The sequence below is a fragment of the uncultured Jannaschia sp. genome (genome assembly GCF_947494055.1).
GTDB lineage: Bacteria > Pseudomonadota > Alphaproteobacteria > Rhodobacterales > Rhodobacteraceae > Jannaschia.
Window position 1 is genome coordinate 84,017 of sequence record NZ_CANLTR010000004.1, and the last position, 14,664, is coordinate 98,680.

General features: G+C 69.4%; 19 protein-coding genes. 16 read left to right on the forward strand and 3 right to left on the reverse strand.

Features of this window, described 5'->3' with window-relative positions; translation table 11 throughout:
* Positions 1 to 30: 30 nt before the first annotated feature.
* The 9 genes from pyk to Q1A87_RS05440 all read left to right on the forward strand — a co-directional run bounded on the left by pyk (position 31) and on the right by Q1A87_RS05440 (position 5,920).
* The gene (pyk, locus tag Q1A87_RS05400) at positions 31 to 1,476 is read left to right on the forward strand and encodes a pyruvate kinase (RefSeq protein WP_299647846.1); all 1,446 of its coding nucleotides are present in this window, start codon (positions 31 to 33) and stop codon (positions 1,474 to 1,476) included.
* 28 nt (positions 1,477 to 1,504) lie between these two features.
* On the forward strand, positions 1,505 to 1,780 hold the full coding sequence (locus tag Q1A87_RS05405) for a hypothetical protein (protein WP_299647849.1): 276 nt from the start codon (positions 1,505 to 1,507) through the stop codon (positions 1,778 to 1,780).
* Positions 1,781 to 1,891: 111 nt separating this feature from the next.
* Positions 1,892 to 2,092, forward strand: coding sequence for a 50S ribosomal protein L35 (rpmI, locus tag Q1A87_RS05410; protein WP_299647852.1), 201 nt, complete (start codon positions 1,892 to 1,894; stop codon positions 2,090 to 2,092).
* Between the two features lie 12 nt (positions 2,093 to 2,104).
* Entirely contained in the window at positions 2,105 to 2,464 is a 360-nt protein-coding gene (rplT, locus tag Q1A87_RS05415) for a 50S ribosomal protein L20 (protein WP_299647855.1), read from the forward strand.
* 68 nt (positions 2,465 to 2,532) lie between these two features.
* On the forward strand, positions 2,533 to 3,018 hold the full coding sequence (locus Q1A87_RS05420) for an N-acetyltransferase (protein WP_299647858.1): 486 nt from the start codon (positions 2,533 to 2,535) through the stop codon (positions 3,016 to 3,018).
* A gap of 30 nt (positions 3,019 to 3,048) precedes the next feature.
* Positions 3,049 to 3,708: an SGNH/GDSL hydrolase family protein gene (locus Q1A87_RS05425; protein ID WP_299647861.1), complete on the forward strand. Its 660-nt coding sequence runs from the start codon at positions 3,049 to 3,051 to the stop codon at positions 3,706 to 3,708.
* Positions 3,709 to 3,762: 54 nt separating this feature from the next.
* A complete protein-coding gene (locus Q1A87_RS05430) occupies positions 3,763 to 4,551 on the forward strand; it encodes a TerC family protein (RefSeq protein WP_299647864.1) in 789 nt (262 codons plus the stop codon).
* Between the two features lie 26 nt (positions 4,552 to 4,577).
* Positions 4,578 to 5,642, forward strand: coding sequence for a phenylalanine--tRNA ligase subunit alpha (gene pheS, locus Q1A87_RS05435; RefSeq protein ID WP_299647867.1), 1,065 nt, complete (start codon positions 4,578 to 4,580; stop codon positions 5,640 to 5,642).
* Complete coding sequence (locus Q1A87_RS05440; RefSeq protein WP_299647870.1) at positions 5,642 to 5,920, forward strand: YrhK family protein; 279 nt, start codon at positions 5,642 to 5,644, stop codon at positions 5,918 to 5,920. The genes pheS and Q1A87_RS05440 overlap by 1 nt, the downstream gene beginning before the upstream one ends.
* Before the next feature lie 28 nt (positions 5,921 to 5,948).
* Here Q1A87_RS05440 and Q1A87_RS05445 read toward each other — a convergent pair whose 3' ends face one another.
* Entirely contained in the window at positions 5,949 to 7,250 is a 1,302-nt protein-coding gene (locus Q1A87_RS05445; RefSeq protein ID WP_299647873.1) for a beta-eliminating lyase-related protein, read from the reverse strand.
* A 121-nt stretch (positions 7,251 to 7,371) separates the two neighbouring features.
* Between Q1A87_RS05445 and Q1A87_RS05450 the strand changes: the two genes are divergently transcribed.
* Both Q1A87_RS05450 and Q1A87_RS05455 read left to right on the forward strand, forming a co-directional pair.
* Positions 7,372 to 8,019, forward strand: coding sequence for an SGNH/GDSL hydrolase family protein (locus Q1A87_RS05450; RefSeq protein WP_299647876.1), 648 nt, complete (start codon positions 7,372 to 7,374; stop codon positions 8,017 to 8,019).
* The gene (locus tag Q1A87_RS05455) at positions 8,016 to 8,939 is read left to right on the forward strand and encodes a ribokinase (RefSeq protein ID WP_299647879.1); all 924 of its coding nucleotides are present in this window, start codon (positions 8,016 to 8,018) and stop codon (positions 8,937 to 8,939) included. Before Q1A87_RS05450 ends, Q1A87_RS05455 begins: the two co-directional genes overlap by 4 nt.
* Before the next feature lie 150 nt (positions 8,940 to 9,089).
* On the opposite strand, the gene Q1A87_RS05460 is transcribed toward Q1A87_RS05455, so the two are convergent.
* Entirely contained in the window at positions 9,090 to 9,260 is a 171-nt protein-coding gene (locus Q1A87_RS05460; protein ID WP_299647882.1) for a hypothetical protein, read from the reverse strand.
* Positions 9,261 to 9,326: 66 nt separating this feature from the next.
* On the opposite strand from Q1A87_RS05460, the gene Q1A87_RS05465 reads away from it, so the two are divergent.
* From Q1A87_RS05465 to Q1A87_RS05485, 5 genes are all read left to right on the forward strand, one after another.
* Positions 9,327 to 9,530 carry a hypothetical protein gene (locus tag Q1A87_RS05465; RefSeq protein ID WP_299647885.1) on the forward strand — a complete coding sequence of 68 codons (204 nt, stop codon included), beginning with the start codon at positions 9,327 to 9,329 and terminating at the stop codon, positions 9,528 to 9,530.
* A 333-nt stretch (positions 9,531 to 9,863) separates the two neighbouring features.
* On the forward strand, positions 9,864 to 10,889 hold the full coding sequence (locus Q1A87_RS05470) for an acyl-CoA dehydrogenase (protein ID WP_299647888.1): 1,026 nt from the start codon (positions 9,864 to 9,866) through the stop codon (positions 10,887 to 10,889).
* Positions 10,882 to 11,577 carry a PIG-L deacetylase family protein gene (locus Q1A87_RS05475; RefSeq protein WP_299647891.1) on the forward strand — a complete coding sequence of 232 codons (696 nt, stop codon included), beginning with the start codon at positions 10,882 to 10,884 and terminating at the stop codon, positions 11,575 to 11,577. The genes Q1A87_RS05470 and Q1A87_RS05475 overlap by 8 nt, the downstream gene beginning before the upstream one ends.
* Positions 11,574 to 12,152, forward strand: coding sequence for an SAM-dependent methyltransferase (locus Q1A87_RS05480; protein ID WP_299647894.1), 579 nt, complete (start codon positions 11,574 to 11,576; stop codon positions 12,150 to 12,152). The genes Q1A87_RS05475 and Q1A87_RS05480 overlap by 4 nt, the downstream gene beginning before the upstream one ends.
* On the forward strand, positions 12,143 to 13,111 hold the full coding sequence (locus Q1A87_RS05485) for a glycosyltransferase (protein WP_299647897.1): 969 nt from the start codon (positions 12,143 to 12,145) through the stop codon (positions 13,109 to 13,111). The genes Q1A87_RS05480 and Q1A87_RS05485 overlap by 10 nt, the downstream gene beginning before the upstream one ends.
* A gap of 15 nt (positions 13,112 to 13,126) precedes the next feature.
* Here the strand turns inward: Q1A87_RS05485 and Q1A87_RS05490 are convergent, their stop codons facing one another.
* The gene (locus Q1A87_RS05490; RefSeq protein ID WP_299647900.1) at positions 13,127 to 14,176 is read right to left on the reverse strand and encodes a tyrosine-type recombinase/integrase; all 1,050 of its coding nucleotides are present in this window, start codon (positions 14,174 to 14,176) and stop codon (positions 13,127 to 13,129) included.
* Positions 14,177 to 14,664: the final 488 nt, after the last annotated feature.

A 14,664-nucleotide genomic window follows, 5' to 3' on the forward strand; every position in this document is an offset into this window, starting at 1 on the left:
GCTAACAGCATACATTCTCAGGAGCGTGCCATGAGACGCCACCGCAATGTCAAGATCGTCGCGACCCTTGGCCCGGCTTCCAGCGAATACGACACGATCCGTGCGTTGTTCGAAGCGGGCGCCGACGTGTTCCGACTGAACATGAGCCACGGCGACCACGACGACATTCGCTCGCGCCACAACATCATCCGCGATATCGAGCGCGATACGGGGCGGCCGATGTGCATCCTCGCCGACCTGCAAGGTCCGAAACTGCGTTGCGGCGTGTTCGACACCGGCTCGGCCGAGATCGAGGCCGGGACGTCTTTCCGCTTCGATCTCGACGACACGCCGGGCGACGCGACGCGGGTGCAACTGCCCCACAAGGAAATCTTCGAGGCGCTCGAGCCCGGGGCCACGCTTCTCGTGAACGACGGCAAGCTGCGGCTGCGGGTCGATGAATGCGGCGGCGACTTCGCGCAATGCACCGTCCAGGCCGGCGGCACGATCTCGAACCACAAGGGCGTCAACGTCCCCGACGTGGTGCTGCCGCTCGCCGCCCTGTCCGAGAAGGATCGCAAGGATCTCGAATTCGTCTGCGAGCTCGGCGTGGACTGGCTGGCGCTGAGCTTCGTGCAACGGGCCGCCGACGTGGAGGAGGCGCGGGAACTCGTGCGAGGCCGCGCGGCCATCATGTCGAAGATCGAGAAGCCCGCCGCGGTGGAGGCGTTCGACGAGATCCTCGAGGCCAGCGACGGGATCATGGTCGCGCGCGGGGATCTCGGCGTGGAGCTCCCGGTGCAGGCGGTGCCGCCGATCCAGAAGCGCATGACGCGCAAGTGCCGCGCGGCGGCCAAGCCGGTGATCGTGGCGACGCAGATGCTCGAATCGATGATCGACAGCCCGATGCCCACCCGCGCGGAGGTCTCGGACGTGGCGACGGCGATCTACGAGGGGACGGACGCGATCATGCTGTCGGCGGAATCGGCGGCCGGCTCCTACCCGGTCCAGGCCGTGAAGATGATGAACGACGTGGCCGAGCAGGTGGAGGACGACCGGACTTACCGCGAGATCATCGAAGCCAGCCGTTCCTCCCACCTCTCGACCACCGCCGACGGCATCGTCGCCGCCGCGCGCGAAATCGCCGAAACGACGAACATCAAGGCGATCTGCTGTTTTTCGCATTCCGGCTCCACCGCGCTCAAGATCAGCCGGGAGCGGCCGCGCGTGCCGATCATCGCGCTGACCCCGATCGTGGAGACGTCGCGGCGCATGGTCCTGTCCTGGGGATGCCATTCGGTGATGACGCAGACGGTGGAGCGCTTCAAGTTCGCCGTCGTCTCGGCTGTCCGCGCGGCCAAGGCTGCGGGCTTCGCGGTGCCGGAGGATCAGGTCGTGGTGATGGCGGGCATTCCGTTCAACCAGCCGGGCTCGACGAACATCCTGCGGGTCGCGCCCTGCGACGAGCGGCTGATCTTCGGCGCCGAGGTCGATTGATGTGACCGGCCCGCCATGGCCTTCGGCCATGTCGGCAAGCCTGCTTCGCGTCGTCCTGCCCGACTTGGACCTGCCGCCGCCGGGCGATCCGGCCCTGTTGACGGTGCTTGCGAGCCTGCTCGCAGTGCTCGGGCTCGTCGGGCTGGTGGCGGCCTGGGCGGAGCGCCGGGTCTCCTGGCTCTCCGTCCTGACGCTCATTGTCGCGGCGGCGCTCTTCGTCTGGCTCTGGGACGCGGAGCGCGCCTTCGACCCGATGTCGGTGCCGGAAGCCTTCATCGAGATGCTGGCCCGCTTCATCCGCTGACCGCCCGCACGGCCCTTGCCAAACCGGGGGGCGCCGGCTACACGGCCCGCTCGAATGTCCGCCCGCCCGGCGATTGGGATGCCGAGGCGCGCGACGGAGAAGGAGTCCGAAATGCCCAAGATGAAGACGAAGTCGAGCGCCAAGAAGCGCTTCAAGGTCACGGCGAGCGGCAAGGTCCTCGCCGGCCAGGCCGGCAAGCGCCATGGCATGATCAAGCGCCACAAGAAGTTCATCCGCGACGCCCGCGGCCTGACCACCCTGTCCGCCCCTGACGCGAAGATCGTCAAGGGCTACATGCCCTACGATCGCTGAGGAGGAGAGACCATGAGCCGCGTAACCTCCGGTGTCGTCACCCATGCCCGCCACAAGAAGGTCCTGAAGGCCGCGAAGGGCTATTACGGCCGTCGTTCCACGACCTTCAAGGTCGCCGCGCAGGCGGTTGACAAGGCCAACCAATACGCCACGCGCGACCGCAAGAACCGCAAGCGCAACTTCCGCGCCCTGTGGATTCAGCGGATCAACGCCGCCGTGCGCGCCCACGATTCCGAGATGACCTATTCGCGCTTTATCAACGCGCTGTCGAAGGCCGGGATCGAGGTGGACCGCAAGGTGCTCGCCGATCTGGCCGTCCACGAGCCCGAGGCCTTCGCCGCGATCGTGGATCAGGCCCGCGCCGCGGCCTGAGCGCAGCCGGACCCTGAACTGCATGCGGGCCGTCCTTCGGGGCGGCCCGATCCGTTTGGAGGCCATCCATGCTGTTCCGCCCCGAGACGCCCGAGGATGCCGGCGCGATCCGCACGCTGACGGCGGCCGCGTTCGCGACTGCGTCGCATAGCGACGGGAGCGAGCCGGCCATCGTCGACCGGCTTCGCGCGGCGGGCGACCTCCTCCTGTCGCTCCTCGCGCTCGACGATATGCCCGTGGCGCATGTGGCCTTCTCCCCCGTTGAGCTCGACGCGCCGGGCCGCTGGATCGCGCTCGGCCCCGTCTCGGTCATGCCGGACCGGCAGGGGGAGGGGATCGGGACCGCGCTGATCGAGAGCGGTCTGGCCCGGATGCGGGAGGCGGGCCTGGCCGGCTGCGTGCTTCTGGGGGAGCCGGGTTACTACGCGCGCTTCGGCTTCCGGAACGATCTCGGGCTGACCTACGGGGACGCCGAGGCGCGTTACGTGCAGGGGCTTCCGTTCGGCACCACGCTGCCGCGGGGCGAGGTCGCCTTCGCACCGGCCTTCGGCTGAACCGGACCGGGTTCGGGATCGTTGCCCCGCATGCGCGCTCTCGTCCCGATCCTCCTCCTCGCCGCCTGCGCGGCACCGTCCTCCGACCGCAGCATCCTCGCCATCGGCGACAGCGTCATGGCTTGGAACGGCGCGTCCGGGATACCGGAGGTCGCCGCCGCCCAACTCGGCCGGCCCGTGACCGACGCCTCGCGATCCGGCGCGCATCTCACCCACCCGAACGCGATCCTCGGCGCGCTCGGCTTCGACGTATCCCGGCAGGTGCGCAGTCGGGGCTGGGACTGGATCGTCCTGACCGGCGGCGGCAACGATCTGCGCGGCGTTTGCGCGACATCATCCGAGGCTGCGATCCTCGACGGGATCGTCGACGCCGATCTGAACGGCGACCTGCCGGACCTGATCGCCCGCCTGCGCGCGAGTGGCGCGAAGGTCGCCTATCTCGGCTATTACGACGGGCCGGCCGGGGCGCGTACCGCGTTCACCCCGTGCCAGCCGGCATTCGACACGATAAACGCGCGGATGGCCCGGCTCGACGCGCGGGATGCGGGTTTTCTGTTCTTCGACGCCGGCACGGTCATCGACTCGGCCGATCGCGATCTCTACGCCGGCGACCTGATCCATCCAAGCCGGCAGGCCGCGGCGCGTATTGGCACGGCGCTGGCGGAGGCGATGCGAACCGTCGAGCGATGACGGTGTCGGGGCGATACGCGCCGGAACCGGGCGGGGGGCCTCGCGTTCCGCACCATGCTCGACCTTCTTGCATCGCCCGAGGCATGGATCGCCTTCGCCGCGCTCCTCACGATGGAGCTGGTACTCGGCATCGACAACCTGATCTTCGTCTCGATCATCGCCTCGAACGTGCCCGAGGCGCAGCGCGACGTCGCGCGGCGGACCGGGATCGTCCTCGCGCTCGTCCTGCGGCTGGTCCTGCTTTCGGGAATCGCATGGATCGTCGGCCTGACCGCGCCGGTCATCGATCTCGGCATCTCGGGCGCTCTGGGCCCGCACGGTGAGCCGACTTTCGAGACGGCGTTCAGCATCCGCGACCTGATCCTGATCGCGGGCGGGCTGTTCCTCACCTGGAAGGCCACGACCGAAATCCGTGAAAAGCTCAATCCCGCGTTCACCCCGCACGCGGACGGGACCGGCGCGGCGCGTTCGACGCTCAGCAGCGCGATCATCCAGATCATCCTCCTCGACCTCGTCTTTTCGGTCGATTCGATCCTGACTGCAGTGGGCATGACCGATCACCTGCCGATCATGGTCGCCGCCGTCGTCGTCGCCGTCGGGCTGATGCTGCTCGCCTCCGGCCCGGTCATGCGCTTCGTGCAGACCAACCCGAGCGTCGTGATGCTGGCGCTCGCGTTCCTCCTGATGATCGGGATGGTCCTGATCGCCGACGGGTTCGGGCGGCACGTGCCCAAGGGCTACATCTATTCCGCGATGGCCTTCGCCGCCGCGGTCGAGGGGCTGAACCTGCTCGCCCGCCGCCGCCAGCGCCGGTTGCAAGCCGGGAGGGTGCGGGATACCTAGCCCTCGTTTCTTCTAGGGGGCCTCGCATGGACGACCTGCGCGACAAGTATCTGGGTCAGGTGACGGCCGCCGGGGACGAGGCGGCGCTCGAGCAGGTTCGCTTGGCCGCCATCGGCAAGAAGGGCGAGGTCGCGCTGAAGATGCGCGAGCTGGGCCGGATGACGCCCGAGGAGCGCCAGCAGGTCGGCCCGCGGCTCAACGCGCTCAAGGACGAGATCGCCTCCGCGATCGCGGCCCGCAAGGCGGCGCTTGAGGATGCTGCGCTTGACGAGCGTCTGCGCACCGAATGGCTCGACGTCACGCTGCCCGTCCGCGCGCGGCGGCACGGCACGATCCATCCGGTCAGCCAGGTGACGGAGGAGGTCACGGCGATCTTCGCCGATATGGGCTTCGCGGTCGCCGAGGGGCCGCAGATCGAGACCGACTGGTACAATTTCGACGCGCTGAACATTCCCGGCCATCACCCCGCGCGGGCGGAGATGGACACGTTCTACCTGGCGCGCGCCGAGGGTGATGCGCGCCCGCCGCACGTCTTGCGGACCCATACCTCGCCCGTGCAGATCCGTTCGATGGAGACGACCGGCGCGCCGACCCGCGTGATCTGCCCCGGTCGCGTCTACCGCGCCGATTACGATCAGACGCATACGCCGATGTTCCATCAGGTCGAGGGCATGGCGATCGACCGCGACATCTCCATGGCGAACCTGAAATGGTGCCTCGAGGAGTTCTGCCGCGCCTTCTTCGAACTGGACGGGATCGAGCTGCGCTTCCGCGCCTCGCATTTTCCGTTCACGGAGCCGTCGGCCGAGGTGGACATCCGCTGTTCCTGGGAGGGCGGGACGTTGAAGCTCGGGGAGGGGGACGATTGGCTCGAGATCCTCGGCTCCGGCATGATCCATCCGCACGTGCTGCGTTCGGGCGGGATCGATCCCGACGAATGGCAGGGCTTCGCCTTCGGCATGGGGATCGACCGGATCGCGATGCTGAAATACGGGATTCCGGACCTGCGCGCCTTCTTCGACAGCGACCTGCGCTGGTTGAAGCATTACGGCTTCGGCGCGCTCGCGGCGCCGACGCGGCACGCCGGCTGATGCTGTTCGACGGTCGCGCGAAGGATGCCTCCGACGAGACGCGGAGGGTCCACGCCGCCTTCGAGATCGCCTATACGGCGGTCGATTTCGGCGCCGCGCTGGCATTCGTCGTGGGTTCCGTGCTGTTCTTCTACGAGGCTTGGCAGACAGTTGCGACATGGTTCTTCGTCATCGGCTCGATCCTCTTCGCGCTGAAGCCGACCCTGCGCCTCGCGCGGGAGCTGAAGCTCGCCGCGATGGGCGACGTAACGGACCTGGCGAAGCGCGAACAAGGTTGAGGCGCGGGGGCCTCGGTCGGGATCGGACTCAGGGCTCGACGAAACGCAGGTCCGTGAAGCGGGCGCGCAGGGCCGCGGTCTCGGCGGCGACTTGCTCTGGCGGCTCGCGGAGGGCCCGGGCAAGGAGCGCCATGATCGCGGGGGCGTCGTCGGGGGTCACGCCACGACGGGCCAGTTCCGGCGTGCCGAGGCGCAGGCCGTTCATGTCACGCGCGACCGGCGCGACGGGCAGGCCGATGCCGCAGGCGAGGAACCCGGCCGCCTCCAGCCGTCGCGCCATCGTCTGACCGCCGCCGAACGGCGCGGCTTCGATTGAGAACTGGTGGCTTTCCGTCGCGCCACGGTCGGCGAGGAAGATGGGCAGCCCTTCGGCGACGGCGGCGTGCGCGAGGGCCTGGGCCAGTGCGACCATCGCGCGGGCGTAGTCCTGTCCGCACGCCACCCAATCCGCCAACGTCACGCCGAGCGCCGCCGTCTTCGCGACGTCGAAATTCGCGGTCAGGCCCGGAAAGGCCACGCGATCCAGCCGCTCGGCCACCGCCGCATCGTCGGTCACGATCAGCCCGCCCGCCGGCCCGCCGAGCGACTTGTAGGTGCTCATCGTCATCAGATGCGCGCCGTCCTTCAACGGATTGGACCAGGCCTTGCCCGCGGCCATCCCGCAGAGATGTGCCGCGTCGAACATCAGATACGCCCCGACCTCGTCGGCGATGGCGCGGACCTCCGCCACGGGATGCGGAAACAGGTTGAGCGACTGGCCGAGCGTGATCAGGCGGGGCCGCACGCGGCGGGCGAGGTCGCGCAGCGCGCCCGGATCGACCGTGTAGCCCGCCGGGTCGACCGGCGCCTCGTGGACCTCCAGCGCGAACAGGCCCGCACAGCCGGGCGCGTGATGCGTCACGTGCCCGCCGATCGCGGCCGGCGGCGCGATGATGGCGTCGCCCGGCCGGGCCAGCGCCATGAAGGCCATCAGGTTCGCCATCGCGCCCGAGGGCACGCGAAGCTCGACATGCGTGGCGTCGAAGACACGGGCCGCCAGCCGTGCGGTTATGACTTCGATCTCCTCTACCGCGGAGAGCCCGGTCTCGTACTTCTCGCCCGGATGGCCAAGCGACGGGCGCGACCCGATCCCGGAGGCCAGCAACGCCTCGGCCCGCGGGTTCATCACGTTGGTCGCGGGGTTCAGGTTGAAGGCGCGCGCGTCGTGGATCGCCCGCGTCTCGGCGGCCAGCGCTTCGATCCGGGCGGCGGGGTCGTCGGGCAAGGGCAGCGCGTCGATCCGGGTCCGCACCGCATCGGAGAGCCAGGGGCGGGGGGCGAGGTCGGTCATGCGAGGCTCCTGTCGGCTCGCGGAACTGTTTCGCGCGCGCGTCCCGGCGTCAACATGCGCGGTGGCGTCGTGACAGGGGCGGCCGGGCACGATAGCGTCGCGACGTGCATAGGGGGCGCGCATGACGACCGTACTCGTCTTCGGTGACAGCAACTCGCACGGCACGATGCCGCTTGCCCGGCTCGGTCAGCTCGACCGCCATCCGCCCGTCGCCCGCTGGCCCGCCGTCATGGCCCGCGCCCTCGACCTCGATGTCGTCACCGAGGGGCATCCGGGACGGACCAGCGTGCACGACGACCCGGTGGACGGCAGCCACAAGAACGGTCGGCGGGCGCTGCAGGCGATCCTCGAGAGCCATCGCCCGCTCGACCTCGTGGCGATCATGCTCGGGACCAACGATTGCAAGGCGCGGTTCGGTCTGCGCGGCTGGGACATCGCCGCGGGCATCGGCAAGCTCGCGCAGATGGTGCTGGCCTCGGATGCGGGTCCCGGCGGCGCGGCCCCGCGCGTGCTGCTGATCGCGCCGATGCCCGTGGAGGAGACCGGCGTGCTGGCCGAGATGTTCCAAGGCGGCCGCGCCCGGTCCCGCGCCATCGCGCCGGCTCTGCGCGACGAGGCGGAGCGTCTGGGCTGCGGTTTCTTCGATGCCGGGCGCGTGGTACATGTCGATCCGCTCGACGGGGTGCATCTCGATGCCGGCGCGCAGCGGTCGCTGGGGCTCGCCCTGGCCGACGGCGTTCGCGACCTTCTCGCGGGAACCGGGGGATGAGCGGGCATGTCGCCATCCTCGGCGTGTTCGTCGCCGACACGACCTACCGCGCCGAGCGCCAGCCCCGGATGGGCGAGACGATCCTCGGCCGTTCCTTCGCGCTCGGCCCGGGCGGCAAGGGCTCGAACCAGTCCGTTGCGGCGGCCCGTGCCGGGGCGGAGACGCATTTCGTCAGCCGGATCGGCCGCGACACGTTCGGCGACATGGCGATGCGGATCTGGGAAGAGGCCGGCGTGACCCCCGCCGTGTCGCGCGTCGACGAGGCGACGGGCGCGGCCTTCATCTTCGTGGAGGCGAGTTCCGGCGACAACGCGATCATCATCGCCCCGGGCGCGGCCGGGGGGCTGTCCCCGGCGGATGTCGAGGCGCAGGCGAAGGTGATCGGCGGCGCGGCGGTCTTCGTCACCCAGCTTGAGCAGCCGATGGACGCGGCGATGCGCGGGCTCGAGCTCGCCCGGGCGGGCGGCGCGGTGACGATCCTGAACCCGGCGCCCGCGGCAGAGCTACCGGACGGGATGCTCGCCCTCTGCGACTACGTCACGCCGAACGAGAGCGAGGCCGAAGCGCTGACCGGCATCGCGATCCGCGACCAGGCCAGCGCGCGCGCCGCGGGCGATGCGCTCCTCGCGGCCGGGCTGCGCCGGGCGGCCATCGTGACGATGGGCGGGCAGGGGGTTCTCTACCACAGCGGCACGCGTTCTGTAGCAATTCCAGCCATCGAAGTCGGCCCGCTGGTCGAGACGACGGGGGCGGGCGACGCCTTCAACGGCGGATTCGCCGCGGCCTTGGCCGAAGGGCGCGATCCGGTCGAGGCGGCGAGGTTCGGCTGCGCAGTGGCCGGGCTCTCGGTGACGCGGCCGGGTGCCGCGGCTTCGATGCCCATCCGCGCCGAGATCGACGCGGTGCTGTCCCGTCTTTGACGGGCGCACCTACGTCACCCGGAACCGGATCCCCCCGTAGTCCGTTTCGGCAACGATCAGGACCCGGAAGCGCCCATCCAGGATCGGCGATTTCGACGAAAAGGTCCAAGCAACAACATGGAACGAGGACGCGATATTGGACATTCGAGCCTACTTCGAGTTTGTCCGGGCTTCGTGGAAACCGGTCTCGTCGGGAGCCGTGACGCGCGCGCCTTCGTTCAGGTAATTACCGTCGGTGACGCCCATGGGTTCCCAGCGGAGGACGATGCGCAGGACACCGGTTCGAGAAACAGAAGCCGATCGTCTGTCGTCCTGCGGCATCGTGTCGTCCGGGCCAGCCGATCCTGCTTTCCGGGTTTGACCTCCGCTCGCGAGGGGGCATGACGAATGGCCGGGAATGAGGAGCGATGGGACGCGATCGAGCGCCAGATCCTCGACGGCGACACGATCCAGGAGCGGATCGCGCGGAGTGGCGGGCACTTCTGGGTGCAACTCACGGAGGACCAGGTCGCCGCTCTTCGCGCCTATCTCGAACGCTGCGTGGCGGAAGTCGAAGCAGAGCGCGCGGCGAAACAGGATCCGAAGGATTGACGTGCGTTACACTGTCATCCCGCGGGGCGGTTCGCGGAGTTTTTCCCGTGATCATCCGACAGGCAAAGCTCGAGCGCGGGTCCGAAACCGGTTCGTCGCTCGGATCGCTGAGGGGATCGACGGACTGGGTTTTGTCCGGTCAGGGCCGGGACGCGTGTCTGTGTCCGCAGGTCGATCCTACCGCTTGATCCGTTGCGCCCATGGGCTCGAACTTTGGGACGTCGCAGGCTTGCATGCGGGGTGCCCTCTCCGTTTCGGGACAAGGTCGGGCGGGCCGTGCCGGAACCTGGCAGACGGTGCCGCGTTTTGACGGGGCAATCAGGGAAATCGAGAATGTTCGACCGTTTCGACTCGTCCGGGATCGGGCCGGTGCTGACGGAGTTGCGCCGTGCCGCGCCCGATGAGGATGCGGGGGCGTCCATCGAGCCGTCGATGGTGGCTCTGCTGCGGAGCGGATGTCTGACGGAGATCGACCCGGTCGCCCTGACCAAGACGCTCGTCGCGGTTGCGGAGGTCAATCTCCCCGCGGCGCGTCTGGCCGAAGGGCACGTGAACGCCTTGCAGCTCTTTGCGCTTCACGGGGCTATGCAGGACGACGCGATGTCCCTGCTCGGCGTCTGGGGTGCGGACGGGGCCGATCCGGTCGCGCTTCGTGACGATACGTTGACCGGTGGAAAGCGCTACGCTTCCGGCTTGGGAATTGTGACCCGCGCCATCGTCACCGTGCCTTGGGAAGACACGTCGCGCCTCGCGGTGCTCGATGTGACGGACACGGCACGCCACGCGCCGGAGACGTGGCGCATGAGCGGCATGCGCGCGACACGGTCCGGCGATGTCGACCTGACGGGGATGCGACCGGACTGGCTCGGCGGTCCGGGGGACTACTACCGGGAGCCTTACTTCGTCGGCGGTGTCTGGCGGATCGCGGCGCTGCAGCTTGGCGGTACGCTCGGCCTTCTGGGCGAGGCGCGCGACTGGCTCGCCGCGCGGGGGCGGCTCGAAGCGGACGCGCAGGTGGCCCGGCTCGGTCCGCTGATCGGGCGGAGCCTTGCGGCGTTCGGCCTCGTAGAGCGGGCGGCCGAGGTCGCGACGGGGCCTGCCGGACGCGGCGATCCGGACCGTGCGGTGATGCTCTCGGTGCAGGCCCGGCTCCTGACCGAGACGCTTGCGCTGGACACGATCGCCGCGGTGGAGCAGTCGATCGGCATGGCGCATTTCGAAGACGCCGCCGCGACGGGGCGCGTGGCACGGGATCTTGCCACCTATTGCCGGCAGGCCGCCCGCGACGCGTTCGAGCAACGCGCGGGGCGTATCGCCCTGTCGCGGCCCGGACCGCTCTCGGAGCTCTGGGATGGATAGGCTCGTGCTCGACCGTGGACCGGTCGTGGTGCTGGCGCCGCATGCCGACGACGAATCCCTCGGATGTGGGCACCTGCTGGCGTCGCTCTGGGCCGAAGGGGGCGCGGCGCATGTGATCTGCCTCACCGACGGCGCGGCTTCGCATCCCGCTTCCCGCACCCATCCGCCCGCGCGCCTGCGTGCCATCCGGCGGACGGAGCTCGGCCGCGCCGTGACCCGGCTCGGCGGAACCCGGGCGGACGTCACCTTCCTCGATTTTCCGGACGCGGCCTCGCATCGTCTGCACGGGCCCGGCGCGGACGTGGCGCGAAGCATCGGCGTCGTTCTGGACCGCGTCGCTCCGGCGACCCTGATCGCACCTTCGCCGCTCGACCCGCATTGCGACCACGAAGCGGGCGCAAGGGCGGCCCGAGCGGCCGTCGCGGCCCGGCCGGGGATGCGTCTGCTGTTCTATCCGGTCTGGTCCCGCTGGAAGGCCTCCGACCGCGCCGCGCCGGTGCCGGAGGGGACGACCGCGTTCGCCTGGGCGGGGGGGTCGCCTGGACAGAAGCGTGCAGCCATCGATTGCCACCGCAGTCAGACGGGGGCGGTGATCCATGACGATCCGGACGGCTTCGCCATGCCCGAGGGCTTCGCCGCGTTCTTCGCCGAGGCTCCCGAGCTCTATTTCCGGGGGCGGGCCGCGTGAGTGCCGTGAAGCGGGCGGCCCTGGACGCACTCTATGCCGGGACCGACGATCCCTGGAACTTCCGGACGTCCAAGTACGAGCGGCAGAAGTACGACGCCACGATCGCCACATTGCCCGCGTCCCGTCTCCGTCACGTGCTGGAGGTCGGCTGCGGCAACGGGGAACTGGCCCGTCGCCTCGCCGCGAGGTGCGACGACTACACCGGGGTCGATGCCGTCGATGTCGCGTTGGAGGCGGCGCGTCGCGCCGTGCCGCACGGGAACTTCGTCCAGAGCTACCTGCCCTGCGACCTGCCGGAGGGCGACTACGACCTGCTGGTCCTGTCCGAGATCCTGTATTTCCTCGATGCGCCGGGGCTCAGTTCGCTGGCCGTGCAGATCGATAGCCGCTGGCCTGCGGCGACCGTCCTATGCGTCACATGGCTCGGCCCGTCCGGCAACCCGCTCGAGGGGGACGAGGCGCTCCATCTGTTCGGCGCGGCCACGTCCCGCCGAACCCGTTGCGTCCGGATGGAGGCGACGTATCGCATCGACCTGTTCGCGTCCCTCACGCAGAAGGAACCGCCATGCAAGTAAGCGTTCCCCGGGGCTGGGGACGGACCGGCTTCGTCGTCGTCATCCCGGCCCGCAACGAGGCGGAACGCCTGCCGCGCGCGTTGGCGGCGCTGGCCGCCGAGGGCGCGCTCGACATCGTCGTCGTGGCGAACGGCTGCGACGACGACACCGCGGCGATCGCCCGGGCGGGTTGCCCGTCCCTCTCCGTCGCGACGCTGGAGACCGGCCCGCTCGCCAATGGCGTCGGCGCGGCCCGTCGCCTTGGTATGGCGCTGGCGCTGAAACATGCAGGGGACCCGGTCCTGGCGACGACCGACGCGGATTGTACGGTCCGGCCGGGCTGGCTCGCGGCCACCCGGGCTGCGCTGGACCATGCGGACGTCGTGTGCGGATACGTCGAGCCCGATGCGGCGGAGTTCGCAATGCTGCCGCCCCTGGTGCGCGAACACGGCGATCTGGAGGATCTTCGCGACGGACTCTTGGCGCATCTCGCGGCGCTTCGCGCGCCCGCCGCCCACGATCCGTGGCCCTGTCATGGTCAGACGCCCGGCGCGAGCCTCGCCTTCACGGCACGGGCCTACCGGCTGGTCGGCGGGTTCGACGCGATCCCCTGTCACGAGGACCGTCGCCTCGTCGCGCGGATGGCGTCGATGGGTCTGCGCGTCGCGCGCCCCGCTGCGGTTCGCGTCGCAGCGTCCTGTCGGCTCGAAGGCCGGGCCCCGGGCGGAATGGCCGACACGATCGCCGCGCGGCGGGACGACGAGCCCCTCTTGGTCCGCGAAATCGCCGAGATGACGCGGGAGATCGCGGCGCTCCGCCAAGCTATCGCGGTGGCCGGTGCACCAGAACGCACGAGGCCGCACCGGGTCCCCGCTGCGCGGACACCACCGTCGATCTTCATGTCCGGCTGGATGCCCGAGAATGATGGCGGAGACGAAGGGATTCGAACCCTCGAGACGGTTTCCCGCCTACTCCCTTAGCAGGGCTTCAAGCGATCAGCGTTTCAGGCCTTTGTTCCAAGGCCGGTAGCGGCCCGGCTTCGCAGCCTGTGTCGTATCTGTGCCAATCGGGCCGGTTTCCTCGTCCTGCTGGCGCGCGATCTCGGCGCCGGCGTCAGCCTCGTGCACGTAGGTCCCGAGGAACAGCCCAGCCGACTTCCAGCCGCCAGCCTCCATCACCTGCTTTACCCGCGCGCCGGGGCGCTGCATGGCGTTCGTCGCGAAGCTGTGGCGGCCCGCGGCATGGGGTGGGTGGTACTCGATCCCGGCCCGCTCGCAGACGCGCTGCATCCCGCCGTTCACGCCGCTGCGCTGCGCGTAGTGGAAGAGGGGCTTATCGGACGCCGGGGCCAGCGCGCCGATCCGCAGCACGAGCTCGGCCGTCAGGTGGCGGACGAAGCCCTCATCGGTCTTCGTCTTCGGGACCAGGACGATGCGGCGCGACAGGTCGCAGTCGTCGCCTGTAAGCGCGATAGCTTCCCCGATCCGGGCGCCGGTCTGGTGCATGTAGAGGACGATCGTCGCTAGGTGCGGCAGGCCGTCCGCATCGGCCTGCGCCATGAAGGCGCGCAGCCATGTCCGATCGGTCGGCTTGTGCTTCCGAGACTTCGGCACCGGGAAGCCCTTCACGCGGATTGCGCCGCACCAGCCGAGGTCGTGCGCGTGATTGATCACCGCGACGGTCGGCGTGATGACCTGGCGGTTGCGCGTGGCGGGCCCGGCGTCGGGATAGAGCGCGAGCGCCGCGCCCTTGATCTCGGCCGGCTTGATCGCCCCGATGGCACGGCCCTTGAAGTGTGCGAGGATCCTCGGAAGGAAGCGGCCTTCGCCGCCCTGCTCGAGGTAACTCAGCGCGGCTTCCTCGAAAGTCCGGACCGCTTCGTCGCCATAGGTGTGACGTTTCCAGAGCCGCGCTTCGTACTGCGCCCGGAGCTCTTCAGCGACCCCGCGGTCGCCAGTGCCAAGGCTCTTTCGTATGCGCTGTCCGCCAACGGTTCCGGTGGCGTAGAAGACGCCCCCTCGTTTGCTGAGCCTGAGCCCTGACACGCATACGCCTCCCGAAGTCGCGCGATATGCTCAGGGTAGAAGACCATCTTGCGGCCGCGCCTCTCGTAATAGGGCCACTTTTTCAGGTCGTCCGTCAACTTTCGGAGGCTCACTCCGAGGGCTGACGCTGCGCCAACGCGATCCAGTGGCGCGACAGCCCAGGTGGGAGAAGGACGCGCGGCAGGCATCATGATCTCCGGTATCCGGCGCGAGCGAGCACAGCGCGAACCCAGCCCCCGCAATATCCCGGGCGCTCATGGCAAAGAAACTGGCGGCGGTCTTTAACAGATGCTTCGAAATCGCGGCGCGTGTGTAGCGTCTTGCTGGCATCGGTTCCTTTGGTAGCGGCGCATCCGCTACAAACGGGGGGCAGCGTGCCGTCAGACATGCGCGCCAGTCGGCGAATCTGCTGCCGAGACAGTTGCGGCGCTCGTCGGTGCGGTTCGTATGACAGGCATGAAACGCCAGCGCCGGGGTCCGTCACGAAT

Bases quoted from the DNA above. Each gene is read 5' to 3' on its own strand.
- pheS (WP_299647867.1), top strand. From the start codon at position 4,578: ATGGACGACCTGCGCGACAAGTATCTGGGTCAGGTGACGGCCGCCGGG.
- Q1A87_RS05455 (WP_299647879.1), top strand. From the start codon at position 8,016: ATGAGCGGGCATGTCGCCATCCTCGGCGTGTTCGTCGCCGACACGACC.
- Q1A87_RS05475 (WP_299647891.1), top strand. From the start codon at position 10,882: ATGGATAGGCTCGTGCTCGACCGTGGACCGGTCGTGGTGCTGGCGCCG.
- Q1A87_RS05485 (WP_299647897.1), top strand. From the start codon at position 12,143: ATGCAAGTAAGCGTTCCCCGGGGCTGGGGACGGACCGGCTTCGTCGTC.
- rpmI (WP_299647852.1), top strand. From the start codon at position 1,892: ATGCCCAAGATGAAGACGAAGTCGAGCGCCAAGAAGCGCTTCAAGGTC.
- Q1A87_RS05425 (WP_299647861.1), top strand. From the start codon at position 3,049: ATGCGCGCTCTCGTCCCGATCCTCCTCCTCGCCGCCTGCGCGGCACCG.
- Q1A87_RS05450 (WP_299647876.1), top strand. From the start codon at position 7,372: ATGACGACCGTACTCGTCTTCGGTGACAGCAACTCGCACGGCACGATG.
- Q1A87_RS05470 (WP_299647888.1), top strand. From the start codon at position 9,864: ATGTTCGACCGTTTCGACTCGTCCGGGATCGGGCCGGTGCTGACGGAG.
- Q1A87_RS05440 (WP_299647870.1), top strand. From the start codon at position 5,642: ATGCTGTTCGACGGTCGCGCGAAGGATGCCTCCGACGAGACGCGGAGG.
- Q1A87_RS05460 (WP_299647882.1), bottom strand. From the start codon at position 9,260: ATGCCGCAGGACGACAGACGATCGGCTTCTGTTTCTCGAACCGGTGTC.
- Q1A87_RS05420 (WP_299647858.1), top strand. From the start codon at position 2,533: ATGCTGTTCCGCCCCGAGACGCCCGAGGATGCCGGCGCGATCCGCACG.
- rplT (WP_299647855.1), top strand. From the start codon at position 2,105: ATGAGCCGCGTAACCTCCGGTGTCGTCACCCATGCCCGCCACAAGAAG.
- Q1A87_RS05445 (WP_299647873.1), bottom strand. From the start codon at position 7,250: ATGACCGACCTCGCCCCCCGCCCCTGGCTCTCCGATGCGGTGCGGACC.
- Q1A87_RS05430 (WP_299647864.1), top strand. From the start codon at position 3,763: ATGCTCGACCTTCTTGCATCGCCCGAGGCATGGATCGCCTTCGCCGCG.
- Q1A87_RS05465 (WP_299647885.1), top strand. From the start codon at position 9,327: ATGGCCGGGAATGAGGAGCGATGGGACGCGATCGAGCGCCAGATCCTC.
- pyk (WP_299647846.1), top strand. From the start codon at position 31: ATGAGACGCCACCGCAATGTCAAGATCGTCGCGACCCTTGGCCCGGCT.
- Q1A87_RS05405 (WP_299647849.1), top strand. From the start codon at position 1,505: ATGTCGGCAAGCCTGCTTCGCGTCGTCCTGCCCGACTTGGACCTGCCG.